Genomic DNA, 24,348 nt, shown 5'->3' with positions numbered 1-24,348 from the left:
GTCTGACGCCTGCCCGGTGCCGGAAGGTTAAAAGGAGGGGTGCAAGCTCTGAATTGAAGCCCCGGTAAACGGCGGCCGTAACTATAACGGTCCTAAGGTAGCGAAATTCCTTGTCGGGTAAGTTCCGACCTGCACGAATGGCGTAACGATCTCCCCGCTGTCTCAAACGTGGACTCAGCGAAATTGAACTGTGTGTCAAGATGCACACTACCCGCGGTTAGACGGAAAGACCCCATGAACCTTTACTACAGCTTCACACTGGCATCAGGATTGTGATGTGCAGGATAGGTGGTAGCCTTTGAAACCAGAACGCCAGTTCCGGTGGAGGCATCCTTGAGATACCACCCTTCGCACTCTTGATGTCTAACCGCGGTCCGTTATCCGGATCCGGGACCCTGTGTGGCGGGTAGTTTGACTGGGGCGGTCGCCTCCCAAAGAGTAACGGAGGCGCGCGAAGGTGGGCTCAGACCGGTCGGAAATCGGTCGTTGAGTGCAATGGCAAAAGCCTGCCTGACTGCGAGACTGACAAGTCGAGCAGAGACGAAAGTCGGCCATAGTGATCCGGTGGTCCCAAGTGGGAGGGCCATCGCTCAACGGATAAAAGGTACTCTGGGGATAACAGGCTGATGGTGCCCAAGAGTCCATATCGACGGCACCGTTTGGCACCTCGATGTCGGCTCATCTCATCCTGGGGCTGGAGCAGGTCCCAAGGGTACGGCTGTTCGCCGTTTAAAGAGGTACGTGAGCTGGGTTTAGAACGTCGTGAGACAGTTCGGTCCCTATCTGCCGTGGGTGTAGGATACTTGAGAAGAGTTGCCCCTAGTACGAGAGGACCGGGGTGAACGGACCACTGGTGGACCAGTTATCGTGCCAACGGTAGTGCTGGGTAGCTATGTCCGGACAGGATAACCGCTGAAAGCATCTAAGCGGGAAGCCCCCTTCAAAACTAGGTATCCCTTGAGGGCCGTGGAAGACCACCACGTCGATAGGCTGGAGATGTAAGTGCAGCAATGCATTCAGTTGACCAGTACTAATTGCCCGATTGGCTTGATTTGATCCAGTAGTAGACAGACACTCCTGCAGATCAAAATCATGCATACAATTTGACTTGGACGCTCTTTATTCGGTTTGGTGGTCATAGCGCTGGCTATACACCCGGTCCCATTCCGAACCCGGCCGTTAAGGGCCAACACGCCAATGGTACTGCGTCTCAAGACGTGGGAGAGTAGGTCACCGCCAAACCTAATAAAGAGCGTCATTCATCTCTATAACGATAACACCCCCCAAATCAGACACAAAATAACGCGGGATGGAGCAGCCCGGTAGCTCGTCAGGCTCATAACCTGAAGGTCGTAGGTTCAAATCCTACTCCCGCAACCAGCTTTAGCGAACAAGCCGCGCCCGAAAGAGCTGCGGCTTTTTTGTTATCTGCAAAACTCAACATCTCCAACAACTTGCCCGATACGTCCAGCTCATGAGGCTTCTGTTCTTTGTCCCAAGTGACAACAACGCGGTCGATCAAGCCATGCAGTTCATCCGCCGCAGGCCCCGAAACTGTATCATCCATCAGGATCGAAGACAGGTTGTCGACATAACGCCGATAGTGGGCAGGGAGGTCCGGTGGCAGTGTTACCGGTACGGGTACAAGGCTGTCGCGCGCGGTGCGTAGCGTTTTGAGATCCTTAGCCGCGCTGTCGAGTGCGTCGGCGATGGATTCCGAGTATCTGCCGTTCTTAACTGCCATGAGCAGGTTTGCGTGCTCTCTCTCCAGATCCTTGATCTTCCTGTCATGTGCCTTCAGCGCTTCGCGGGCCTCTTTCTGGCCCTTATGCAGGTGCGCTTCGAACTGTGTCGCAAAGCGCGCATAGGCTTCATCCTGCATTAGTCCATGCCGCAATCCGCTGAGCAGCGCCGCGGCCGCAGAAGATTCCTTGACGCCGGGCATGCCGGTGCAGACGGCCGCGCCCTTCTCCTTGGCGTTGGCACAGTAGTAGCGACGCCGTTCGCCTTTACCGGCAACGGTCATATTGCCCCCGCATTGGCCGCAAGTGAGCAAGCCGGACAGCAGATACTTCCGCCGACGCGCAGCCTGCGCAGCACCGGCCCCGCGTTTGCCTGTCGCTTCCGCCTTGGTGCGACTGTTGTCGATCAGGTCTTGCTGTCCCTTCACGCGCTCCCAGAGATCTTGCTCGATGATCCGCAGATCGGGCTGTTCGGTAATGATCCATTCCTCACGCGGGTTCGGTTTGGACGCACGCCGACCTGTCTCCGGATGCTTGTGATAGCTGAGCCGGTTCCAGACCTGATGGCCGATGTAGAGTTCGTTGTTCAGGATGCCGGTGCTGCGGGACCGGTTGCCATAGATGGTATTGGTCTTCCAATGGCCGCTCCCTGCGCCGCTTCCACGCGGGGAAGGGATGCCACGGAGATTTAAGTTCGCTGCGATCTCGCGTGGGGACTTGCCTGAGGCATAGTGCTCGAAAATCTCGCGGACAATCGCCGCTTCAGACGGGACGATTTCCATCACGCTGCCGGTACCTTTGCCGTCAACCTCCGGTAGGGGGACGGAGCGGTAGCCATATGCGCGACCCCCGGTATTCTTGCCCGCCTCGACGCGACCTTGTTCGCCATCGGTAGCTTTCCGGATCGGGAAGCGGAAAGTTACGATGTCGCCGGGCGAAATATGGTCCTGCCAGGCAGACGTTATCGTCAGCGGCAAGTTTGGATTGTCGAACATTGTCGGGTCCTTTTGATATTGTTGGGATACCGACGCGCCAACCTCCCTTCCTCTTTCTCGGCCGGGATCGTCTGTCATGCGCGTCACAAAGCGCGCGCATGACTGAGGAGCCTGGCCCTGCCTCCTATGCCTGATGATCTACGGGTATGTGCAGCCAGAGCGCGGAGATGGGTTCGGGAAGAGAGGCGCTACGCTCTTCCCGGGAGCGGGGGAGGTTCGGAGGCGAGCGCGGAGCGGCCCTCCGTGAACTGGGGGTCTCGGGGAAGTGTGGAACGTCACCCCGAGCCCGTCGGGCAGACGCCAGAAGGGGTGCAGGGGATCGTGGCGAACATTCCCCTGCCTTGGGAGTCCAGAGGGGCAGGGCGTCCTCAGGTCCGGCTGAAGGCCCCGGGCGGGTTCGGGAGGGCTGTATCGACCCACTGAAATCCTGCTCATGCTACAATGGAGAACGTAGCCATGAGTAAGACGATGGAAGACAGCATCAAACGGTGGACGGCGAAGCGAAAGACGGCGCTCGTCATCGAGATCATTCAAGGCAAGACCACCGTGTCGGAAGCGAGCCGGTCGTTCGACCTCACACCCTCCGAGATCGAGGGCTGGGTCGATGATGCCAAGCGCGGCATGGAGAACTCGCTGCGGGCCAACCCCCTCGACATCCGCGAGCAATACGAGAAGCAGCTCCGGGACCTTCAGGAGGCCTACGGCGAGGCGATGCTGGAGCTGCGGGCGCGAAAAAAGCTCCAGGCCCTGTTGGATGCGCAGGACGGGAATTGATCCGTCGCATTCAGCAGGGCCTCCTGGCAGAGGGCGTCGTGGTGTCGATCACAAAGCTCTGCGCTTGGTTCGGCATTCCGAGGCGGACGGTCTATTACAAGCCGGTGAAAGCCGCGCCGAAGGTCGATCCCCGCTTCGCCGAGCCGATCAAGAAGATGATCGAGGAGGAACCGTCCTTCGGTTATCGCACGGTCGCCTGGCTCCTGGGCTTCAACAAGAACACGGTGCAGCGGATCTTTCAGATCAAGGGCTGGCAGGTTCGCAAGCGCGCCGTGGGCATGCGCCCCCGTATTCAGGCCGTGCCGTCGGTTGCCGCGGCGCCGAACGAACGTTGGTCAACCGATCTTGCCCGCATCTGGACCGGCAAGGACGGCTGGGCCTCTCTGGCGTTGGTGATCGATTGCCACACCCGCGAGCTGTTGGGCTGGCACCTGTCAAAATCCGGCAAGGCCACGACCGCCAGCGCTGCCTTGGAGCATGCCTTGATCGCCAGGTTCGGCACTCTGGGCAAGGTCGAGGAGGCGTTCCTTCTACGCTCGGACAATGGTTTGGTCTTCACCAGCCACCACTTCACGAAGATTGTCCGCAGCTACGGGCTGAAGCAGGAGTTCATCACGCCACACTGCCCGCAACAGAACGGCATGGTTGAACGCTTCATCCGGACATTGAAGGAGCAATGCGTGCATCGAAATCGTTTCGACAGCATCCAGCACGCGATGCGCGTCATCGGTGACTGGATTGCCTTCTACAACGACCGCCGCCCTCATCAGGCTCTTGCCATGCGCACGCCTGCCGAGGCATTCAGATTAGCGGCTTAACCTGAGCAGATTCAGCTGGGTCGATACAGGGCGGAGCACATCCCGAGCGGCGCGCAAGCGCCGCCGGGGTTCGGGGGCTGTGCCCCCGACGAACGCGTAGCTGGAGCAAGGACCGAAGGGACGATGCGCCAGCTACTTAGTGAGTAAAGATAAAAGGGAGTAGGAAAGAGTTGAGTGAAGTAATGAGATACTAACCAAGCCCGAGGCCTATCAGTTGCTCTGGTAGGAGTCGTGAATACGGATTAACGCCACATTTTGTAGAACTTGGCGGTATTGCAGATAGGTGTCGTCTTTACCGTAAACACACTTATACCACTCCGCTATGCCACGTAGCCGATCTTTATTTTGGTCTGCCCAGTGGACATTTCGTGATGCTTTGAAAAATAGCGAGCGATAAATTCGTCGTTGTCTACCTGGAATTTTAGGGCTGTCGCCGTGCGTCAATAGCCCTAAAGTCGTTCTCGGCACACCCTTCGCATAATACTTAGTTTTGTCGCCATTCGCGGTGAAGCCAGCGTCTGTAATTATTTTTTGAGCAAAAGTCGTAAGCTTGGGGTGATTGAAATTCTTATGTTTATAAAAGAAAATATCGTCACTGTAACGAAGGTACTTCATTTCCCATGTGCGGGCTAAGGCCTTCATACCAACGTCCATACCACGTACGATTAGATTTGATATTACAGGGCTCGTTGGTGCGCCCTGTGCAATGCGGTCATTTACTGTGGTGAGGCGTGCCAAAATGTATGCTGCTGCTGGTGTAAAACCGAAGGATTTGAAAAGCCCAAGCACCCTCTTAAAGCTAATGGTGGGAAAGAAGTTTTCGATGTCGAGCTTCAGGACTGCTTTTCCGGAGCAGAACTCCCGTGCCGCCGTTATGATTGATCGAGATGAAACGTACGAATGCACACAATCATCGAAAACGTGCTCAGACAGAATCTTTCTATAGATAGCTTTTTGAACGCCTTTTAATTCAGTTCGCGGGATCTCAAGTGTTCTGAATTGCGTTGGATCAGATCTCTTCGGGATTTCGATGCTAACATAGAAATTTTCCGGCGCCTCTACGAGATAATAGAGATGCTGCGGCGCGAAGCCCAGAAAATCAGCAGTTGACTGAAGATCTTTGCATTCGGCCGCAGCATTCATTCCTACTTCTTCTCAATTTCGATGTCTGGCAATGAATCTAAAAGAGAGGAGTCTCTTTTCGACTTCATTGGCAGACAGGCTTCTGCGTACTTCGCGTGCCCGCAACGATAACATTGCGTCCCCCGGAGGGGTTGCTAGGAATAACTGCACCATCTTTTATTTATTGCAGTATGTCAAGTGCTTAACATAGTCTCGACCTCAGTTTGCTTAATGCTGTGGTGCTAAAGGGGCTTAAGATTTCGTCTCTAAACCCCTCAATTGCTCGGTAACGCCCCGAGTTGACTTTTTCGATTTTTCTTTTGTCTAAAAGACGATGTAGCGCTTTACTAAGTTGGTCAGGATGTAGGCCTGACAATAGCAACAACTCCGCGTAACGAGGTCTGTCGGCTGCCAGAATTGCTATCAGCGAAGCCGCTTCATGATAATCTTCTCGGATGGAACGAATGTAAGCAGGATATTGTCCTACAATTATCTCTGGAAGGTTCGTTTTGCCATCTCGCTTTATCTCGCTCAATCGTGTTTTCTTTAAGTAATCGGCTTTATGTTTGTACTGCGCATATTTGTAGAAAGTGAGAGGATAGCGCACCTTGCTCAGCATTTCTGATTTATTCTCAGCGTCAAAATAAATTACGCTATTGGGGTTGATCTTAGAAAGTAGGCTCAACGGGCCACGCGCAATGTAGCTCTCAGCTCTATAAAATCGACTCGATAAAAGAACGATTAGCCGTTCCCTGATTGCCGGTATCTGGGTGAATGTACCCAGCTCTGCAATTGACCCAGGGGATTCAAGTATAAGCAATGTGAAATCCACATCGAGCGCAAATTGAACTTCCAATGTTTGAAGGTCTAAGGCCTTGTTTCGATAGCTAAATTGGCTTTCAATCTCTTCGCCATAGATTGCTTTGACCTTCGGCACAGACTGGAGGGTTTCTCTTGCTTGTTCTCTCACTGCAATGCCGTTCGAAGAATATCCCGGACCACAAACAAAGACGCGCGAGTTAACATTTTGAGCATCAATTTTGAGGAGGTCCGGTTGAATAATCACGTTACACCTTTGACCATCATCTGCAAATCGTTTGCACATCTCGTTGGCCCATTTGCGATGATAAAGACATGAGAATATGATTAGGTCAATGGATTGATACTACTCAGCTTTTGTTTCTGTGGAATGCTTCCTTTGAGCGCCGATACGAATATTTCACCATGAAATCGCGTTCGAACCCAATTCCTGACCTCCACCATCAAGGAGGTCAAAAATGGATGGATCACCCTTAGCAAAATACCCTGTGGTGCTGCGCTTTAAAGGGATGTTTCCCCACCAGCTCGGTAAGTTCCAGATGCATGGTCGCCGTGAGGGTGGCGACCTTGGGCATATCGATATGGGCCGCTTTGATCCCAACCGGCCGCCGTTGATCGGTGGCGTAGATTGGCTTGAGAAGGCGCATACCGAGGTTGAATGGATGCGCGCCGAAAACTTTGCCAACGAACTGGCATCGCTCGAAAAACGCAGACGCAAGGCCGACGTCATCAGGCGGACGAGCGAGGGCCCCAAGAACCCTTGGCGCGCATCGAAGCACGGGCCAATGCGTGAGGTGATCTTGACCGCAAACAAAAAATTCTTCGGCGACGGTCTGGAGGATTTTTTTGGCGAAACCTCTAACGTGGATAGCTTTCGTGAGCTTGCGGTCAGTTGGTTAAAGGAAAACTTCGGTGAAGACTGCATCCATGCGCGAGATGACCTCGACGAAGAAGCCTACCATATCGACAGCGAGACACCAACCGGTGCGATCATCGCAACCACAAAAAACCTGCGTATTGGCTCGAACTATCCATCGTCAGCCAGCAACACACCTGTAGAGATCGCAGCGGCTATGGCCGCATCGCGCTGGATGACCGATGACGAGCTGGTTCTGATGTATGGACGCATCCAGATCGCGCTGGCGCAAGACGGCATTGGAGTTTGAAATTAAGGTATGGCTACGCCTATACCTTGCAGCTTTGTGAACTGCTCATTTGTCTTGCTCCCAGGATCTTGATGGGCTTCTTGTTCCCCACTCGGCTTGATAGACAACTTACGAGCTTCCGAGTTAGGCCGAAAATATCGCGAATAACGAACCGTTTTTCTTCCAAAAACATCAACCCAACTTGTTCGAAAATCTATACGAAGTGTTCCAGCGGAAGCCACTTTGTATAAATGATGGCAATTGCCCTGACGGCTAGCAGTCGGATTTAAGATGGAGAACCTGTGATTGACCCAGGAGAAGCTAGCAACATCGTCGTAGCTTCCTGGAAACACAGAGGTTTCAACTGTAACTCATGAGGCTGGAGTTCCACCATAATTCTTGACTAGAAATGATAGCGCTCCACCTGCGTCGATGGCCGGTTCCTCAATTCCGATATAGGCTCGTAGTTGATCCATCCCTGCTCGCCGTGTCCATTCGAATGTTCTGTTTGTCAGTATATATGTGCGAACCACCAGTAAGGTCCCTATCAAGGAGAGGACACTCCCGCCGATAGCGACCCATAGTGAATAAGTGGCAAGTATTAGGTTCTGCTCGGCTCGTCCTTCGGCTCGATCATCACGAGCTTTAGCTTCACGATCCTCCAAAACTAAGATCGGCAGGTGTGGCGGAAGTTCTTCAGAACGCATTTGACCGTCAATCGGCCGCTCGATGGCTTCTTTTGCTTGCAAACTTCCGCCGTATGTTACCAAAAATGCCGCTGCGATCACGACCGTTAGAAGACGCATTATCAATTTCCCATGCCGACAGACCAATCTGTGTAATGTCACCGTCGGAAGCGTGGTCGTCAATTTCCTTATAGAAATTCGGCAAATTGCAGGGACCGTTCGAATTTCTAGATCAAATTATTATCATGTCGTTCGTTGACTATTGAAGCAGGTATGAACACCGCAATTCAGAAAATCGTTTGCTGAAGAAATCCGTGTCCCAGACTGAAAAAGTCCGTGTCGCGCTACAGTCGGGCAAAAGGATTTGGCCGAGCGAACTCAAACGCGAGGCGACCAGGCGCCTTCGGGAAGTCGAAGACTTGAATGCCGAAGTGGCGGCACAAACGGCGCGCACTGTAGAATTTCTGCATGAACAGTACAGCCCGAAATCTGAAACGGTAAAAGCAAAAAGACGTCAAGGGGCTATGCGTGCTGATGATCAACGTGTGGAAAGCGACCCCGCCTTGTCCAGACGTCTCAAGAGTTATGCCGTCGTTCCGCCGCCGAACCTCGTCACAGGAATGGTCGTGGCGCGAAGAATTGGGATGACCTGGAGCGCGTCGTAGTCCCGATGGAGTTTCCAGAGACGTGTCCATGTGGCTGCGGCGGGACAGTTAGAAATTACGATATTGACGAGAAACGTGAGGTAGTACCCGCAAAGTTCTATATCGCAGTTCGCAAGTATCCTCGCTATCGCTGCCGAAAAGACGACGTCACCGTCGGCACTCTGTACAAGCCTACGCTAATGCCTGGCGTGACCTGCGGAACAAGCATGCTGGCTTACTTGGTGACCATGCGCTACGGATGGGGCATGCCCATGTATCGGATTGAAAACATGCTCAATCATAGCGGCATCACCTATCATCGCGCGACTATGTGCAAGCAGATAGGCCGACTTGCCGCCGAACTTGGGCATGTAACATCTGAACTCCAACGCCATACTTTGGATGATGCGTCCCGCATCTTCTTCGACGAGACGGTGTTGAAAATACTACGCCCGGGTGAGGGAAAGACTGGGCAATCCTATATGTATGCGGCTCATCGCGACGATAGCTCATTTGGCGGCAAAGCGTCATCACGTTCAGCGGAGAAGTCGTCAATCTGACGCTCCCAGCCAACTACCCTCTGAACGATCTGGTCGTTCTTATCCAGACGCTGGAGCGCGGATAGATGTTTGTGCCTGCTGGGAACTTAAAAATCTATCTCGCCAGCCAGCCTGTCGACTTCCGGAAAGGAATGGATGGTCTCGCAGGGATTATACAGGCGGAATTCGACCTCGATCCCTTCTCGGGCGCAATCTTCGTCTTCCGTTCGAAACGCAGCGATCGTCTCAAATTGATCGTCTGGGACGGTACAGGGCTTGTGTTGGTGAAGGCGGTTTTGGACGTGGCCCGCTCACGGGGCTTCCGCGAGCCTTCGACGATGTGCTGCCAAGCGATAGGGGCTTTCTGTTGGGCGACGGTAAGGGAGTCCGTGTGCAGGCTGACCCAAATACTCTTGCGCTCTTCCACGCCCTCATAGCGGCGCGGCACGCGCTTGTGCAGGTGGTAAGTGCTGCCCCGCTTCATGATGGTCATGGCCGTTTCCCCGCTGGTGGTGTGTGCGGATTGTGCGGCGAAATGTGTTGCAAAAAAAGGAAAAATGACGGACCACGCTCAGGGCGTTGCGATCTAACATCTTGTTTTTATTGGGTAACTTTCCAAAGCAAGGCGGGTTTTGGTGGCGGAGACGAAGGGATTCGAACCCTCGATACCGTTCCCGGTATACTCCCTTAGCAGGGGAGCGCCTTCGACCACTCGGCCACGTCTCCGTTGACCCGTATAGCCGACCAACTCTCGGATATACAAGAGCAAATTTTAGATTTTGGACAAAAAGACAAAAGCGCCTTCAAGCCTCTGAAAATGCCGAAAAACACCCAGATTTACGGTACTTTTAGTCAGGATCTGATCGTCGCCTTAAGGCTGTATTTTGCGCGGAATTTATCCCCACGGAGATCAATCGCGCAATAGGTCCTCGGTTCTTTGCTCATGGATCTGAAAAACTCCGCCAGAATTCGCCGCTTCTATTTCTGAGACGTCCAGAACGATCCCACCTCCTTGTCAGCGCAAAGGAGGTCTTATGAAGCACTCGGATTCACGCAGCGGCGAATGTGCCGCACGTCACAAAAAAGAGGCCGCAATAGAAACTGCGAAGCTTTTACGTAGCTATGCCCGCGCCTTATCGCGTCACACGCTTAGAAGCTTCACACAAGAGGAGTTACGTCAACGCTGGCGGCTTGGCCCTGACACCGTGCGCGCAATTCTCGCTTCGGTATACCCAAACGTCAGCACTCTGCCGAAGTCTTTCGAGCTCCTTGAAGTTCTATCGATCGACGGCGTCAATGATGCGATCAGGGAATGGGTCGACACAACAGATCTTGGTCGTGCCATTTTTTGCGCTGACCTTCTGACGATGGATGAATGGCGAGAGACCGTCATTCGAGAGACGAAGCTTGATGCCTCCCATTATTACCGTGCGCTCAAAACGGGGAAGCATCCTTCTATTCGCTTAGGCAAATCTTATCGCTTTCGTCCCGCGCACGCTGTCCACGAAAGGAAAAATCAAAAATGACTCGAGGCGACAATACCGACATTCAATGCGCCCGATCCACTCAAGAAAAGTTATAAAAATTCGATACTTAACTCAAAGAAATGACGCTTATGGATACCGGTCATGGTTCAATGGTCCGGCAGCCCCGTTGAGTTAAAATACGCAACAATCGCCGATTTGACTGCACTTTCTGCATATCTGCCCTGAGGGTCGGCCCTTCTTCATCACTTGCTTTCGATAGAAGAAAGGACGTCCCTATGCTTGAAACCCATCAGTCATGTAATACGCCGCTAACACCGCAAATCCTATTCGCAAACTGGAATGCCGGTCTTTATAACGCGTGTTGGGCAACCTCGGTCCAGCCACGTAAAGTTGCGGCATTGTGCAAGGCCGCGGCAGTTTTTCGTTGGGCCGGAAATATAACTGATAATGCGGACTCTCTTGCTTCAATTGATGAGCTTCGATATTTTGCCGATCAATACTATACGACAGAACCGTTACCAGCACGGTGCAAGCTGAAATCTTCCAAGCACGCCCAGAAGTGGCTCAATGAGTATATTTCCGTGTTACGCGTTGGAGTGACGAGGCGCACGCTCAATACCCTTCCCCAAGTTTGTCGGACGATTGGAAGACTCTCTTTGACCATCTGAGTGGACGGACGTCCGGCGTCACGATCCTTGCGAATCCTGAACTAAGACTTGTCTTGGATTGCCCGTAGCTTTGTGACACCGCAGGGCTTAGGATATGCTCGGCGCGGGAATCCCGATCGAGAAGGTCGCACAGGTGATCGGCCGCTCGAACGTGTCGGGTCTATGGGCGCTTCGTGCCGAACCAGATGCAAGATGCCGTTGCGGCGCTAGATTTCATGAACCTTCGGCGCGGATAGTCCTCTGATTTTTGACGGATCCGACGATTTTGGGTTCACGGAACTTTGGAAAGCTTCGTTGAATGCGTCATATAATCATGTAAGTGATTGTTTTATATGGTGGGCGGTGAGGGACTCGAACCCCCGACATCTTCGGTGTAAACGAAGCGCTCTACCAACTGAGCTAACCGCCCGCCTGAAGGTGCTTCTACCGACAGTTTCTTTGCACCGCAAGAGCATTATGTCGTAAAATATCTGAATTTCCGGAATAGGTTTCAGGGGGCATACCCGATAGAACGTCAGTCGCAGCCCCGCAGACCAACCGACCCAACCCCATATTTTTAAAGGGACTCTTCGGCAGGCAAGCCAGCGGATCAACCGCCCTCCTTGGCACAAAAGACCGGATGGCGCGGGGCGCGCATCGGATCTGGCAGGTGGGCGGGACATCATGCGCGCCTGCATATGGAACCCCCCGCCTTCCGGAGGGACGGCGGGGGGTTCCGGTACGCTATGCCGCGCAGACAGGGGGTCAGGCCGCCTGCGTTTTCAGCTCGGCTTCCGAAGAAATCAGGAACTGATCGATGAAGTTACGGATGTCCTCGACAGGAGCATCCAGCAGTTCAAGCACCTTGCCGGTCTCCGACCATTCGCTGGCGATCAGATCGGGGCTGTCTTGCAAAGATTGCCCGTAGCTCGGCACGATATCACGCAGCTTGGCCTGCCATGCGGCGCTGGAGACACGCTCGGGGAAGACCTGATCCAGCAGCTTGAGCATGATCGGAGCGGCCGTGGACGCGCCCGGAGATGCGCCAAGAAGCGCCGCAATCGAGCGGTCCTCACAGGCTACGATCTCTGTGCCGAGTTTCAGCTGACCACCGTTTTTCGGGTCTTTCTTGATGATCTGCACACGCTGACCCGCCTGCCACAGGCGCCAGTCCTCATCACGGGCTTGCGGGAAATAAGCACGCAGGGCTTTCATCCGGTCTTTCTCCGACAGCATCAGCTGACCGGCCAGATATTCGACCAGATTGAAGTTATGCACACCCACCTGCATCATCGGCACAAGGTTGCGCCGCGTAATCGAGGACGGCAGATCCCACAGCGACCCCTCCTTCAGGAACTTGGTCGAGAAGGTCGCAAACGGACCGAACAACAGCATGTCCTTGCCATCAATCACCCGACGGTCGAGATGGGGCACCGACATCGGCGGGGCACCGGTCGAGGCTTTGCCATAGACCTTGACGTTATGCTTGTTCACCACGTCGGGGTTTTCGCACACAAGGAAGGACCCGCCAACGGGGAACCCTGCGTATTCGCGGGCCTCGGGAATGCCGGACATCTGCAACAGCGGCAGCGCACCGCCCCCAGCCCCGAGGAAGACGAACTTCGCATCGACGATCTGCTTGTCGCCCCCATGCGAATTGGTGCACACAACGCGCCAGCCACCCTCTTTGCGACGGCGGATGCCGGTCACGGTGCGGCCCGTATTCAGTTGGAAGCGCGGACTGCTTTCAAGGAAGCGAATATATTGGCGGGTAATTTCACCATAATCGACATCGGTCCCTTGCGGGGCCCATGTGGCCGCCACTTTTTCGTCGGGGTTCAACCCCTCGCCCATGAGCGGTGCCCATTTGGAAATTTCCGCATGATCGGTCGAGAATTTCATGCCGGCAAAAAGCGGGCTCCGCACCAGCGCCTCATAACGCTTGCGTAGGAAATTCACGTTTTTCTCGCCCCAGACAAAGCTCATATGGGGGGTGCGGTTGATAAAGGAGCGCGGATTGGTCAACACGCCCTGCCGCACCTGATGGGCCCAGAACTGGCGCGAAATCTGGAACTGCTCGTTAATCGACAGCGCCTTCTCGATATTGATCGTGCCGTCTTCGGCTTCAGGCGTATAGTTGAGCTCGCACAGCGCCGAGTGGCCCGTGCCGGCATTGTTCCAGCCGTTCGAGCTTTCCGACGCGACCTCATCCAGCCGTTCGGTCAGCTCGATTGTCCATTCCGGTTCCAGCTCATGCAACAGCACACCCAAAGTTGCGCTCATGATGCCGCCACCAACAAGGAGTACGTCGACCGAACGGTCTGCGGTTTTGTTTTTGAAATCCATGATAACCGCCCCCTTCGCGGATCCGATGGGGCGAAACTATGAATTTGGCGAAAGGATGCAACCGCCGCGTTGCAGCATAAGCGGCCCGAGAATTCCTGAACAAAATTGTGAGGAAACGCAAAGTCTTACGGCTAAAGCTATGTTTGGGAAGCATTTTACTTTGCAAAAGCAGCATCGCAAGTTGGATCTGAGATATGCGTTTCACGCCTTATCTGCAAATCCGCTATGCATCAGGCGGGCAGCTCTTGCCCGTTATGGGGTCTGCGTCAGCTTGTCGCAGCCCGTGATGCTATCGCTAACTGACCGGACTCGTTTCATCTGGTCATAAAAACTAACCACCGAGCCAGGGTCACAAACGAATCATTCAGGGCCACAAAGATGGAAGTCGCCGTTCCACCTTTCAATGACACAGATTGTCGCATGCAATTGCATACCGAAACGGAGAGCACAATGGACGACGTGCCATTTTGTGTAGAACCGTCGCCTTCAGCCGAGCAAGACCTCGGTCACGCCGCGCTTCGTCGAACCGCTTGACGCGATATGGGAGACAATGTGGCCTTGACGTAAAAGACGAGGCCCCGCCAAGCGCCGTCATGCCACGGTATGCAACAGGCAGCTCGGCTATACAGGTCAACGGAGACGTGGCCGAGTGGTCGAAGGCGTTCTCCTGCTAAGGGAAAGTCAATTTTCTCAAAAATGTCATAAAATCAGTTAAATATGAATGTCATAAAATCAGTTAAATATGAGAATGGCGCGCGGCGCTTACACCACATTGCCCGCGCGCCATTTCCGCGCATCTTCCGGTGCATTCGATACACGCAAGAGGATGCATGGAAGATAACGGATTTCGTGAAGGGGCTGGGCGCGACGCAGGCGTTTTACACGATGCTTGCAGGGCATTCGTGCGGGGCGACAATGGTGGCGCGCGGCTTGGGGCTTAATACGCATGCGGCTGAATTCGACAAGAGCAAGGAAATCAATCTGGCACGCGCGGATCTGCGTGGCGGCCCGGCGCTGCGGTCTGGACGCCGCGTGGGGCTAGTCGGTTCAGCATGTCGTCTAGTCTTCGTCAAAATGTCACCAGCCCCACAGGTAAAACCCCACAGACGGCGTGTACTTTGTAGCAATTCTCTGCACGGCCTTGCAATAAATTAACCATTTAATATGCTGATTTTACTGAATTTATATCATGCGCTGTAAAACAATTCGTTCCGGAGATGGGGCCGATCTGCGTTGCAGGCAGGTCAACGCCCCGCGCGGTGGCGGGGCGATTCTTGATTGCGGTTACCCCATCAGGGCCTTGCGCAGCATGTTTCCGGCAAGCACCAGCACGGTCAGCGAAAAGACCAGCCGCAAGCGTTGGGGGCTTAGCCGGTGCGCCAGTCGCACGCCGAAGGGCACCGCAATCAGCGAGGTGACCATGATCATTGCGACGGCGGGCAGGTTGACATAGCCGACTGTGCCGGGGGGCTTGCCGGTCAGGTGCCAGCCCGTCAGCAGATAGGCGATGAAGCCGGGGATCGAGATCAGTAATCCGAAGCCGGGCGAGGTGCCGACCGCACGATGGGGCGGCACATTATAGGCGGTCAGCAGCGGCACGGTAAAACTGCCGCCGCCAATTCCCATCAGGGCCGAGAAAAAGCCGATAAGGCTGCCATAAAGCGCGGCAAGGCGACGTCCGGGCAGGCTGTCGGACAGGCGCCAGCTTTTCTTGCCCAGCAGCATATACAGGCCCAGACAGACGCCGATACCGCCAAAGATCACTTGCAGTTCATGGCTGCGCAGGCTGGCAGCGGCCAGCACGCCTAGCACCGATCCTATCGCGATGAAGGGCCCCCAACTGCGGATCAGCGCGAGGCTGACAGCGCCGCGCTGGTGATGGGCGGTGACCGATCGCAGCGAGGTGACGATGATGGTGCCTGTCGATGTGGCCACGCAGATCTGCATCAGCTGTTCGGGCGCATAGCCCAGCCCCTGAAAGACGTAATAGAATGCGGGCACCAGAATGATGCCACCCCCCACGCCAAGCAGGCCGGAGATCAGTCCGGCAACAAGCCCTGCGACACCGATCACAAGAACAAAAATCAGAATATCCATTTCAGGTCGGGGCCTTCGCGGTCAGGGGGACAGGCGCACCCTGTTCGGCCAGATCGGAGAATAGCCCCGTCATGCCGATAAGGGCCTGTCGTGAAAGGGATTTCAGCACATGCTCATTGGGCGCATGCTGGTTGCATCCCGCATAGGAATGGGGCACCCAGATCGTGGGCAGCCCCAAAGCGTCGGAAAAACAGTCATTGGGGAGAGAGCCGCCCAGATTGGGCAGGATATGCACGGCTTCGCCCGTGCTGCGGCCGAGGGACTCTGCGGCAAAGCGCACCCAGGGATGGTCCGGGTCCAGACGCGTGGCGGTAAAGCTGCCATGGTCGGTGTGCCGGATGGTGACCTTGTCGAAGCCTTGCGCATCCAGATAGCGGCGCAGGGCGGGCAGGATCTCGCGGGCCTCGGTTCCCACCACATAGCGCAGCTGGCAGGTGGCCCGTGCCTCTCCTGAAATCGCGTTCAGCGGGGCCTCCGGCACGCCCGACACCATCGCCAGCACGGCGAAACTGTTCCAACCGAAGACACGCTCGGCCATGCTCAGGTTTTCCTCGCCCCAATCGGGATCAAGGGGGAAGCCCGACTCTACCGGCGGGAGGGCCGCCAGAACCTCGCGCAGGCGCGGGGTCAGGCTGTCGGGGCGCCATTCCGGCACACGGATCTGGCCGCGCGCATCGGTGATACTGGCCAGAGCATGGGCCAGATAGATCGCGGGGTCAGCCAGAAGCCCGCCGAAATTGCCCGAGTGATGGGCCCCCTCGCGCAGCGCGACGACCAGCTCGAACATGATCGCGCCGCGCGCGCCGGTAAAGATGGTGGGCGCTTTGGGGGACAGGCGCGGCCCGTCCGAGGCAATCAGCACATCGGCGGCCAGCAGCGCCTGATTATCCTCACAAAACTGCCGCAGTCCCGGCGAGCCGGTTTCTTCGCCGGTCTCGATCAGCACTTTCGCGTTGAACCCCAGCCGCCCTTGTGTGGCGATCACCGCCTCCAGCGCGCGGAGATTGATCAGGTGTTGGGCCTTGTTATCGGCGGCACCGCGCCCATAAAGCCGGTCCCCCTCCTCGATAAGGGTGAAAGGGGCAAGCCCGTCGCGCCACTGGTCTTCCTGCGCCCGCACCACATCGGCATGCCCATAGATCAGCACGGTCGGCAAGGCGGGGTCTTCACGGCGACAGGCCACCAGAAACGGCCCCGCCTCGGGATCGGGGTTGGCATGGATCGTTGTCGTGAAGCCCATTTCCGTCAGCATCGGTTGCATGGCCTCGTGCAGATAGGCATGCAGATGGGGCCTGCCGCGCGGGGTCTGGCTTTCGGTCGGGCGGGCCACCAGTCCGGCCAGATCGCGCTGGAATGTCCCGTTGTCGAAATAGGCGCTGATCCGGGTTATGGCGGCGTGGCCGAGTGTCATGAACTGCCTCCTTCGTCGGTCGCGGGCCTGCCGCTGCAAGGCGGACAAGGGGGTCTTCTGCCGGAGGGGGCCACGGCCATACGCCTGGCATCCGGTCCTTCACCGCAGAGCATAGGCGAAAGCCGCAGGCTTGGCCAAGGCCGGAACGGGCCGGATTGCCCGAAAGCGCGGTCACAGGCCCGTGTGCCGGAACACAGGCTGGATGCTGCGGCGGCGCGTGCTCTGCGGGGCCGTCCGGAAAAGGGTTTGCAGGCCGCGCCCGAGGGGGCCGCCTGCAGACAGGGCTTGCCTAGAACGTATAGGAGAAGATCGCCTTGAAGGTCTGGTTGCGGACATTGCCGCGGAAGCCGTCATAGCGCACATAGGCAAGGTTGAAGAACAGGTCCTTGCCGATCTGCCGTCCCAGCCCGACGGAGCTGTAATAGAAGTTCTGCTCGTTCGAGTAGCTGTCAAAACTATTGACGAATTCATGCTTGAGACCGAATTCAAGCTGCGGCGACCATGCGCCCGGACCGTAGACGGGCTTTTCGAAACGCAGCGTGGCCATGCCTTCGCTGTAATGGATTTTCTGTTTGTCGACCTTGGTGCCGAGGCTGTTGATGGAGGAGGAATTGGTCAGCTCTTCGATGGCAAAACCCAGACGCGGATGCATCAGCCAGCCTGCAGGCAGAAAGCCGATCTCGGCATCGGAATAGGTGCCCACAAGATCGCTTTGCCAATAGGTCAGGGCGGTGTGCTGGCGGTCGGTCAGCGTGGCAAAGCCCAGCGGGATTTCGCTGCGTGCGTTGCCCCATTGCGCGACAAAGCGGTTGGCCAGCGCCCAGTGATCGTTCATCTTGTAAAGCAGGTCACCCCGAATGCCGCCCCAAGGGTTGTTGATCTTGCCGTCATTCTGCTTGAGATTGGTATGGGCATATTGCGCGATCGCGCCAATGCCCCATGTCAGGTTGTCGCTGGGCATATTGAGATATTCGACAGTCAGCGTGCCGATCCCGCCGCTGGCATAGGCCAGATCGGGCGAGGCCGAGAAGCCGTTCAACGACAGGTTCGTATAGACCATCGCGTGATCGCTGATACCCACCAGCGCCGAAATCGGGACCTCGGCCGTCGAGATATTGTCCCGATAACCGGACAGGACGCCGGAATTCTCGGCCTGATTGAAATGCAGCATGCCGTTATTGATCTTGTCCTGCGTGATGCCGAAGATCTCGTTGCTGCTCCAGATCGTCAGCAATCCGGCATGGCCGAAGCTGCGCTGGAAACGGGATGTGATGGCCGAGCGTTCCGTTTGTGCTCCTGTTGTCCGGCCATCCGGCATATCGGCGAAAACGGGGGCGGCTGTCATCAGGCCGATTCCCGTGGCGACTGCTGTCAGAACAGTAAGTGCTTTCATTATTTCCTCCCTGATAGTGACGATGGTCTGGCCGCTCTCCTCCCCGAGGCGACCGGTTTGCGGACATGACCCGACGCGCCCGCAAAAGCTGTTTGCGGGGATAGGGGCGGGTCAGGTTGTCGTTCTGGCGTCTGGCGTCTGGCGTTAGCGGGTGCTCTCCGCGCTGTTGCGGTAGCGCGCGGCAAGCTGGCGCAGGGCATGGGCAAAAACGGTGACATCAATGCCTACGCCCACAAAACGTGCCCCCGCCTGCGTGCAGGCTTGGATGAATTCGGGATCGGTGCTCAGGACACCTGCGGCCTTGCCGGACCGGTTGATCCGTTCAAGCGCCTCCAGCACGGCCTGCCGGACTTGGGGATGGCCCGGATTGCCCAGATGCCCCATATCCGCCGCCAGATCGGACGGGCCGATAAAGACGGCATCCAGCCCTTCGATCTGCAAGATGTCATCCAGCGCGGCCAGTCCCGCGCGGCTTTCGACCTGCACGATCAGGCAGATCTGCGCATCCGCCGTGTTCAGGTAGTCAGGGATCTCGGCAAAGCGCGAGGCCCGCGCCAGCGCGGAGCCAACCCCGCGCAGCCCGTTGGGGGGATAGTGGCAGGCCGCCAAGGCGCGTTGTGCCTGCGCCGCGGATTCGATCATCGGCACCAGCAGGGTCTGCGCGCCGATATCCAGCGCCTGTTTGATCTTGGCGGGATTGTCATCGGGCAGGCGCAGCACGATATCGCTTGGCCCGTTCTGCAGCACACCGATCTGGGCCGAAAGCGAGCGGATGTCATTGGGCGCATGTTCGCCATCCAGCAAAAGCCAGTCGAACCGCGCGGTCGCGGCGATCTCGGCCAGATAGGGGTCGGCCAGACCCAGCCACAGGCCATGCGTGGTCTCGCCGGCTGCCAGACGCTGTTTGAGACGGTTCACAGGGGCAGGCATATCAGCTCTCCGCAAAGGTTAGGTCGACATGGCCGAAGGGGCCGAAATCGGCATGGAAACAACTGCCCGGCGGAGCCTCTATCGGGCGGATGAAGCTGCCCGACAGAAGGATGTCTCCCGCGGCGACCCCTTGGCCGTACTGTGCCAGACGCCGCACAAGCCAGACGATCCCTGCAACCGGATCATCCAGAACCCCCGCGCCAAGGCCGGTTTCCTCGACAATGCCATCGCGTCGCACGATGGCCCCGATCCAGCGCAGGTCGATGCTCTGCGGGGCGTGCCGTGCCGTGCCCAGCACGATGCCCGCATTGGCGGCATTGTCGGATACCGTGTCATGGATCTTGCGCGAGACGCCCGTGACCGGATCTGCGCGCAGGATGCGGGTGTCCAGAATTTCAAGCGCCGGTGCCACGAAATCGGTCGCGGCCAGCACATCGGCCCGCGTGACATCGGCCCCCGCCAGCGGAGCGTTCAGGACAAAGGCGATCTCGGCTTCGATCCGTGGCTGGATGAAGCGGCCCAGTGGAATGGTCGCGCCGCTGGGAAAGGCCATATCGCTGAGCAAGACACCGGAATCGGGGGTGTCGATATTCAGCGCCTGCTGCATCGCGCGCGAGGTCAGGCCGATTTTCCAGCCGATCACCTCCAGCCCTGCCGCCCGTTTATGTGCGATCAGGGCGGCCTGCACCGCATAGGCGTCATCCAGCGTCATCTGCGGATATTGCTGCGACAGGAGGCCGGTCTGCTGTCTGCGGCGCTCGGCCTCGAACAGGGCGGCGGCGGCGGCGGCGATCTCGGCGTGGCTCAGGGTCAGGGTCATTCGTCAGCCACTCCGTTGGACAGGGTGCCGATGCCTTCGGCGGTGATGTCGATCCTGTCCCCCGGTGTCAGCCAGATGGGCGGATCATGGCGCGCCCCCGCCCCTGTGGGGGTGCCGGTGACGATGATGTCGCCGGGCCGCAATGTGGTGAAGGTCGAGATATAGGCGATCTGTTCGGCCACCGGAAACAGCATCCGCCCCGTGCGGTCAGACTGGCGCAGCTCGCCATTCACGCGGGTTTCCAAGGCGATATCAAGGATCTGCGCGGGGTCGGTAAAGGGTACAAGCCACGGCCCCATTGCCCCCGAACGGTCCCAGTTCTTGCCCTGCGTGACGTTGAATTTCGCATGGCGCACCCAGTCGCGGATCGTGCCCTCGTTGCAGAGGGTCAACGCGGCGATATGGGAAAGCGCCTGATCCCTTGCGATGCGCCGCCCTTCCTTGCCGATGACAATCGCGATCTCGCCTTCGTAATCCAGCTGTGCGCTCTCGGGCGGGCGGATCAGGTTTTCTCCTTGCCCGACAAAGCTTTGCACGAAGCGTGGGAAAAGCGACATATGTGGCGGTGCCTCTTTGCCATCCTTATATTCGGCGTTGCGGTCGGGGAAGTTGACCCCGACACAAAGGATCTTGCCGGGATCGGGGATCGGCACCGTATAGCGGAACAGGCCCGCCTTATGGCTGGCGGTGCGGCCTTGCGCGGCGGTCAGGATGTCGGGCAGGGCCTGCGCGGCAATCACGTCGCGCAGGGTGCGATATTGCGGGAATTCCGGCGACAGGGCCAGAACGCCATCCTCTCGCGCGACACCCCAGAAGGCGGTGCCCTGCGCGGTGAATGAGACCAGATTCATAGGGGATCTCCGAAACAGGAAAGGATAGGACAGACGGGCAGCAGGGCGGCCCGTTCAGAAGCGGTGCTGCGGTGGCGCGGGCAGGGGCTGGCCCTGTGTCAGCGGGAGGCCCGCTGCCGGTGGGCGGCCAGAAGGGCCTTGCCGTAGTCATTGCCATTGGGGATGCGGCTGATGACATGGATATGGAATTTGGCGGGGGCTTCATTGCCGAGCCACATGCCGGAATGATGGTCGAATTCCAGCATCACGACCGGCGAGTGGATATGGTAGTAGAACGGGTCGTCGGGGCCATGCCCGCCGATCCAGCTGAAATACGTCCGGTCGAGATGGGCCTCGATTTGTTGCAGGCGGGCCTTGCGCGGACCATCCGGCCAATGGATGTGGAAGGTTTCGCACAGATCCATCAGGGCCTGCCGCTGCGCGGGGTCGAACTCTGCGGCGCAGACGCCCTCCAGTGGCACGATCCTGTTGTCCTGAAAAGCTCCGCCCAGATGCCGCTGGTCGGCAAAGTTGAAACGCCATTGCGGCAGGGCGGGATCTTCCATCTCCTTGTAAAGCGTAGCGCGCTCCTGAAGGGGCGGCGGCAGGCTGCGCATCAGGGCCAGCCCCTGCGCCTCTTCCTCCTTGAACATGCAAAACGTCTCGCCGCTGCGCAGCACGACCTCATTGGGTTCGGTGCCCATGAAGGTGGGGGAAATCACCATCTGCCGTCCCAGAATGAAGACGTTGAAGCCGACATGATGGCCGTAGATATGCCAGCCCCACGGCTCTGTTACGGACGGGGTGCCGAAAATCTCGAAATGATAGGACCACTCGTTCATGATCGTCGTCAGATCATAAAGCTCGCCCAGAAAAAGATTCGCCTTCATCAGACGCCGGATCTTCTGGAATCCCCGCGCCGAGGTGCAGGCCGCCAGCAGATCCCAGAAACAGTCGCGCGAGGCGGGGCCGAGATGTTCCAGCCGGACGCCTTCGGTGTTGAACACCAGTTCGGGATTATACCAGCCGCGCCAGTTGCGATGGTCGATCGGCTTCATGGCGGCGGCCTTTTCCTGCGGGCGCAGCGTGGCCAGTAGCGCCTCCATTGCCGAAACCGCAAGCGCCACGTCGAACCCTTCATCCGCGAGGTCGAACAGGCCCGTCTCTGCGGTGCCGTCATGGGTGACACCGATATAGGGGGCATCCTGTAGCCGTGCCCATTCCTCTTTCAGCGCAATGGCTTGCGGGGTGGCTAGAACCGGCTGGGAATAGGTGACAGGGTCGAGGCCATGCGATTTCCCGACCCGATCATAGCTTTCGGGCAGAATATAGGCGCGATAGTCTTGTGCAGTCATTTGGTCCTCTCCGCTGCTCCTCGCCGTCTATCAGGGCCAGCCCTGAGGGCCTGCGCAAGCGGCATGGGGGGAATCTTCCATATTCCGGAAAATCTCGGATCTGTGACAAAATAGATTTTGACAAAAATATATATTTTATGGTGAGCTTCCTCATGAACGCAGGACCGGAGGGCGGCAGGATGGCCATCAGCAAGACCGCGGCGCTTTATAGCGACCTCAAGGAAGAGCTGCTGAATGGTGGCTACGCGCCGGGATCGAAGCTTGCGATCGACTCCCTTGCGACGAATTTCGAGGTCAGCCCCAGCGCGGTGCGCGAGGCCCTGTCGCGACTGACATCGGACTGGCTGGTGCAGGCGATGCCGCAGCGCGGCTTCACCGTGGCACCGGTCTCGCGCGAGGATCTGATCGACCTGACGGCTGTGCGGATCGATATCGAGGCGCGCTGTGTGCGGCGGGCCATTGCGGTGGGCGATCTGGATTGGGAGGCGCGGATCTTGGCGACATGGCACTGCCTGTCGAAGACCGGTGCCTCTGCCGAGGGGCGGGCGCATGCCGACTGGCCGCGTCTGCATGCGCAATTCCATGATGATCTGGTCTCGGCCTGTGACAGCCTGTGGTGGTTGCGGTTGCGCGACCAGCTTTACGTGCAGGCCGAGAGGTATCGCCGCATCCTGCTGCCCCATGCGCGGCAGGACCGCGATACCGAAACCGAGCATCGCCAGATCATGGAGCTGGTGCTGGAGCGCAAGGCCGAGGAGGCGGCCGAGGCTCTGGGGGCACATCTGCATCGCACGGCGCAGGATCTGCTGGATGCGGGGCTGGTCTGAACCGGACAGGGATACCGAATGCATATGCCGGGTGGAGACGGCAAAGGAGGAGGACAGAATGGGCTATCAAGAAACAGGGGGCGTGCTGCGCAACGAGGTGACCGGCACGCAAAGCATCCGGCGCAGTTTCGCCATCATGCGGATGCTGGCGGGGGGCGATCATGACGGGGAGAAGCTTGTCGATATTGCGGGCTCGCTCAAGCTGTCGCATCCGACGGCGCATCGCATCCTAAAGGCGCTGGAAAAGGAAGGCGTTGTCGAGCGGGCGGGGGGCACGTCGCGTTACCGGTTGGGGGCAGAGGCCGCATGGCTCGGGGTGGCCCCGTTCAACCGCTGCCCGATCACCCGCATCTCTTCGCCTGTTCTGGACGAACTGGCGCAGCTGACCAAGGATTCGATCTTCCTGTCGGTGCCATCGCATAATGATGCGGTTTATGCCGACCGCCGTTTCGGCAGCTGGCCCGTGCAGGCGCGCGGGGTGCATGTGGGCGCACGGCGTCCGCTGGGGGTCAGCGTGGCGGGACGGGTCATGATGGCCTATCTGGGCGAGGCCCGCGCCACCGAAGTGTTTCAGGAAAACCTTGAACGCTATGCCGAATGGAACTGCCCCGAGGCCCTGATCCTTGACGGGATCACGCGCGCGCGCGAACAGGGGTATCTGGTCGAGGACAGCCTGACGGGTCGCGGGCGGCGGGCGCTTGCGGTGCCGGTGCGCGATATCGGCGGGCGGGCCATCGGGGCGCTCTGTGTCATTGCGCCTGCGGCACGGCTGGGGGCGGAACGGGTCAACCGGCTGTGGCCCGCCTTGCGCGAGGCCAGCCGCAAGGTCAGCGCCTCGCTCTTCGAGACCCGTCTGGCGGGATGAGCCATGTGCTGCTCCGGCACCGGTCTGGCCGGTTTCGGGGCAGGGTATTCCGGCAT

The 24,348-nt window shown here is 57.6% G+C and carries 20 protein-coding genes, 3 tRNA genes, 2 rRNA genes and 2 pseudogenes (1 of these 27 only partly in view); 12 read left to right on the top strand and 15 right to left on the bottom strand.

What is annotated here, in order from left to right; translation table 11 throughout:
* From RPE78_RS17565 to RPE78_RS17555, 3 genes are all read left to right on the top strand, one after another.
* Window positions 1-1,055 (top strand): 23S ribosomal RNA (locus RPE78_RS17565); it begins 1,776 nt to the left of the window's first position.
* Between the two features lie 72 nt (window positions 1,056-1,127).
* Window positions 1,128-1,242: ribosomal RNA gene (rrf, locus tag RPE78_RS17560) — 5S ribosomal RNA — on the top strand.
* Window positions 1,243-1,303: 61 nt separating this feature from the next.
* Window positions 1,304-1,380 (top strand) — tRNA-Met (locus RPE78_RS17555).
* Here RPE78_RS17555 and RPE78_RS17550 read toward each other — a convergent pair.
* On the bottom strand, window positions 1,337-2,524 hold the full coding sequence (locus RPE78_RS17550; protein ID WP_353963186.1) for a recombinase family protein: 1,188 nt from the start codon (window positions 2,522-2,524) through the stop codon (window positions 1,337-1,339). The two genes, RPE78_RS17555 and RPE78_RS17550, sit on opposite strands and share 44 nt — an antisense overlap.
* A 669-nt stretch (window positions 2,525-3,193) precedes the next feature.
* Between RPE78_RS17550 and RPE78_RS17545 the strand changes: the two genes are divergently transcribed.
* On the top strand, window positions 3,194-3,511 hold the full coding sequence (locus RPE78_RS17545) for a DUF1153 domain-containing protein (RefSeq protein ID WP_330628101.1): 318 nt from the start codon (window positions 3,194-3,196) through the stop codon (window positions 3,509-3,511).
* A complete protein-coding gene (locus RPE78_RS17540) occupies window positions 3,508-4,329 on the top strand; it encodes an IS3 family transposase (RefSeq protein WP_330628037.1) in 822 nt (273 codons plus the stop codon). Before RPE78_RS17545 ends, RPE78_RS17540 begins: the two co-directional genes overlap by 4 nt.
* A gap of 210 nt (window positions 4,330-4,539) precedes the next feature.
* On the opposite strand, the gene RPE78_RS17535 is transcribed toward RPE78_RS17540, so the two are convergent.
* Together RPE78_RS17535 and RPE78_RS17530 are read right to left on the bottom strand one after the other, a co-directional pair.
* Entirely contained in the window at window positions 4,540-5,472 is a 933-nt protein-coding gene (locus tag RPE78_RS17535) for a reverse transcriptase domain-containing protein (RefSeq protein ID WP_330629384.1), read from the bottom strand.
* A gap of 181 nt (window positions 5,473-5,653) precedes the next feature.
* Window positions 5,654-6,517: a retron St85 family effector protein gene (locus RPE78_RS17530; protein WP_406721709.1), complete on the bottom strand. Its 864-nt coding sequence runs from the start codon at window positions 6,515-6,517 to the stop codon at window positions 5,654-5,656.
* Window positions 6,518-6,728: 211 nt separating this feature from the next.
* Between RPE78_RS17530 and RPE78_RS17525 the strand changes: the two genes are divergently transcribed.
* The gene (locus RPE78_RS17525) at window positions 6,729-7,436 is read left to right on the top strand and encodes a hypothetical protein (protein WP_330629382.1); all 708 of its coding nucleotides are present in this window, start codon (window positions 6,729-6,731) and stop codon (window positions 7,434-7,436) included.
* Between the two features lie 350 nt (window positions 7,437-7,786).
* On the opposite strand, the gene RPE78_RS17520 is transcribed toward RPE78_RS17525, so the two are convergent.
* Window positions 7,787-8,221 carry a hypothetical protein gene (locus RPE78_RS17520; protein WP_330629380.1) on the bottom strand — a complete coding sequence of 145 codons (435 nt, stop codon included), beginning with the start codon at window positions 8,219-8,221 and terminating at the stop codon, window positions 7,787-7,789.
* Between the two features lie 179 nt (window positions 8,222-8,400).
* Between RPE78_RS17520 and RPE78_RS17515 the strand changes: the two genes are divergently transcribed.
* The 3 genes and pseudogenes from RPE78_RS17515 to tnpB form a co-directional block, all read left to right on the top strand.
* A complete protein-coding gene (locus RPE78_RS17515) occupies window positions 8,401-8,766 on the top strand; it encodes a hypothetical protein (protein WP_330629379.1) in 366 nt (121 codons plus the stop codon).
* Between the two features lie 5 nt (window positions 8,767-8,771).
* Window positions 8,772-9,305 (top strand): transposase, encoded by a 534-nt coding sequence (locus RPE78_RS17510; protein WP_330629378.1) that lies wholly within the window; start codon window positions 8,772-8,774, stop codon window positions 9,303-9,305.
* Window positions 9,306-9,370: 65 nt separating this feature from the next.
* Window positions 9,371-9,577 (top strand): annotated as a pseudogene (gene tnpB / locus RPE78_RS17505) (IS66 family insertion sequence element accessory protein TnpB); the annotation flags it as partial.
* A 59-nt stretch (window positions 9,578-9,636) separates the two neighbouring features.
* Here the strand turns inward: tnpB and RPE78_RS17500 are convergent.
* Both RPE78_RS17500 and RPE78_RS17495 read right to left on the bottom strand, forming a co-directional pair.
* Window positions 9,637-9,768: pseudogene (locus RPE78_RS17500) on the bottom strand (DUF6538 domain-containing protein); the annotation flags it as partial.
* A 152-nt stretch (window positions 9,769-9,920) separates the two neighbouring features.
* Window positions 9,921-10,010: transfer RNA gene (locus RPE78_RS17495), tRNA-Ser, on the bottom strand.
* A gap of 308 nt (window positions 10,011-10,318) precedes the next feature.
* Here RPE78_RS17495 and RPE78_RS17490 point away from each other — a divergent pair.
* Complete coding sequence (locus RPE78_RS17490; RefSeq protein ID WP_330629376.1) at window positions 10,319-10,810, top strand: hypothetical protein; 492 nt, start codon at window positions 10,319-10,321, stop codon at window positions 10,808-10,810.
* Between the two features lie 962 nt (window positions 10,811-11,772).
* Here the strand turns inward: RPE78_RS17490 and RPE78_RS17485 are convergent.
* The 9 genes from RPE78_RS17485 to RPE78_RS17445 all read right to left on the bottom strand — a co-directional run bounded on the left by RPE78_RS17485 (window position 11,773) and on the right by RPE78_RS17445 (window position 22,600).
* Window positions 11,773-11,848 (bottom strand) — tRNA-Val (locus RPE78_RS17485).
* A 335-nt stretch (window positions 11,849-12,183) separates the two neighbouring features.
* Window positions 12,184-13,764 (bottom strand): malate dehydrogenase (quinone), encoded by a 1,581-nt coding sequence (mqo, locus tag RPE78_RS17480; RefSeq protein WP_330629374.1) that lies wholly within the window; start codon window positions 13,762-13,764, stop codon window positions 12,184-12,186.
* Between the two features lie 1,284 nt (window positions 13,765-15,048).
* On the bottom strand, window positions 15,049-15,861 hold the full coding sequence (locus tag RPE78_RS17475) for a sulfite exporter TauE/SafE family protein (RefSeq protein WP_330629372.1): 813 nt from the start codon (window positions 15,859-15,861) through the stop codon (window positions 15,049-15,051).
* Between the two features lies 1 nt (window position 15,862).
* Window positions 15,863-17,272: a M20 family metallopeptidase gene (locus RPE78_RS17470; protein ID WP_330629371.1), complete on the bottom strand. Its 1,410-nt coding sequence runs from the start codon at window positions 17,270-17,272 to the stop codon at window positions 15,863-15,865.
* 289 nt (window positions 17,273-17,561) lie between these two features.
* Complete coding sequence (locus tag RPE78_RS17465; RefSeq protein WP_330629370.1) at window positions 17,562-18,665, bottom strand: hypothetical protein; 1,104 nt, start codon at window positions 18,663-18,665, stop codon at window positions 17,562-17,564.
* A gap of 144 nt (window positions 18,666-18,809) precedes the next feature.
* Complete coding sequence (locus RPE78_RS17460) at window positions 18,810-19,595, bottom strand: HpcH/HpaI aldolase/citrate lyase family protein (protein WP_330629369.1); 786 nt, start codon at window positions 19,593-19,595, stop codon at window positions 18,810-18,812.
* A gap of 1 nt (window position 19,596) precedes the next feature.
* On the bottom strand, window positions 19,597-20,415 hold the full coding sequence (hpaH, locus tag RPE78_RS17455; protein ID WP_330629368.1) for a 2-oxo-hept-4-ene-1,7-dioate hydratase: 819 nt from the start codon (window positions 20,413-20,415) through the stop codon (window positions 19,597-19,599).
* Entirely contained in the window at window positions 20,412-21,266 is an 855-nt protein-coding gene (locus RPE78_RS17450; protein WP_330629367.1) for a fumarylacetoacetate hydrolase family protein, read from the bottom strand. The genes hpaH and RPE78_RS17450 overlap by 4 nt, the downstream gene beginning before the upstream one ends.
* Before the next feature lie 98 nt (window positions 21,267-21,364).
* On the bottom strand, window positions 21,365-22,600 hold the full coding sequence (locus RPE78_RS17445) for a DUF3500 domain-containing protein (RefSeq protein ID WP_330629366.1): 1,236 nt from the start codon (window positions 22,598-22,600) through the stop codon (window positions 21,365-21,367).
* Between the two features lie 179 nt (window positions 22,601-22,779).
* Between RPE78_RS17445 and RPE78_RS17440 the strand changes: the two genes are divergently transcribed.
* Complete coding sequence (locus RPE78_RS17440) at window positions 22,780-23,427, top strand: GntR family transcriptional regulator (protein ID WP_330629364.1); 648 nt, start codon at window positions 22,780-22,782, stop codon at window positions 23,425-23,427.
* Between the two features lie 58 nt (window positions 23,428-23,485).
* Window positions 23,486-24,292 carry an IclR family transcriptional regulator gene (locus tag RPE78_RS17435; RefSeq protein WP_330629363.1) on the top strand — a complete coding sequence of 269 codons (807 nt, stop codon included), beginning with the start codon at window positions 23,486-23,488 and terminating at the stop codon, window positions 24,290-24,292.
* Window positions 24,293-24,348: the final 56 nt, after the last annotated feature.

Source organism: Thioclava litoralis (genome assembly GCF_045278885.1).
Classification (GTDB): domain Bacteria; phylum Pseudomonadota; class Alphaproteobacteria; order Rhodobacterales; family Rhodobacteraceae; genus Thioclava; species Thioclava litoralis.
Note: the sequence above shows the minus strand (reverse complement) of the source record. Positions and strands in the feature narration are given on the sequence as shown.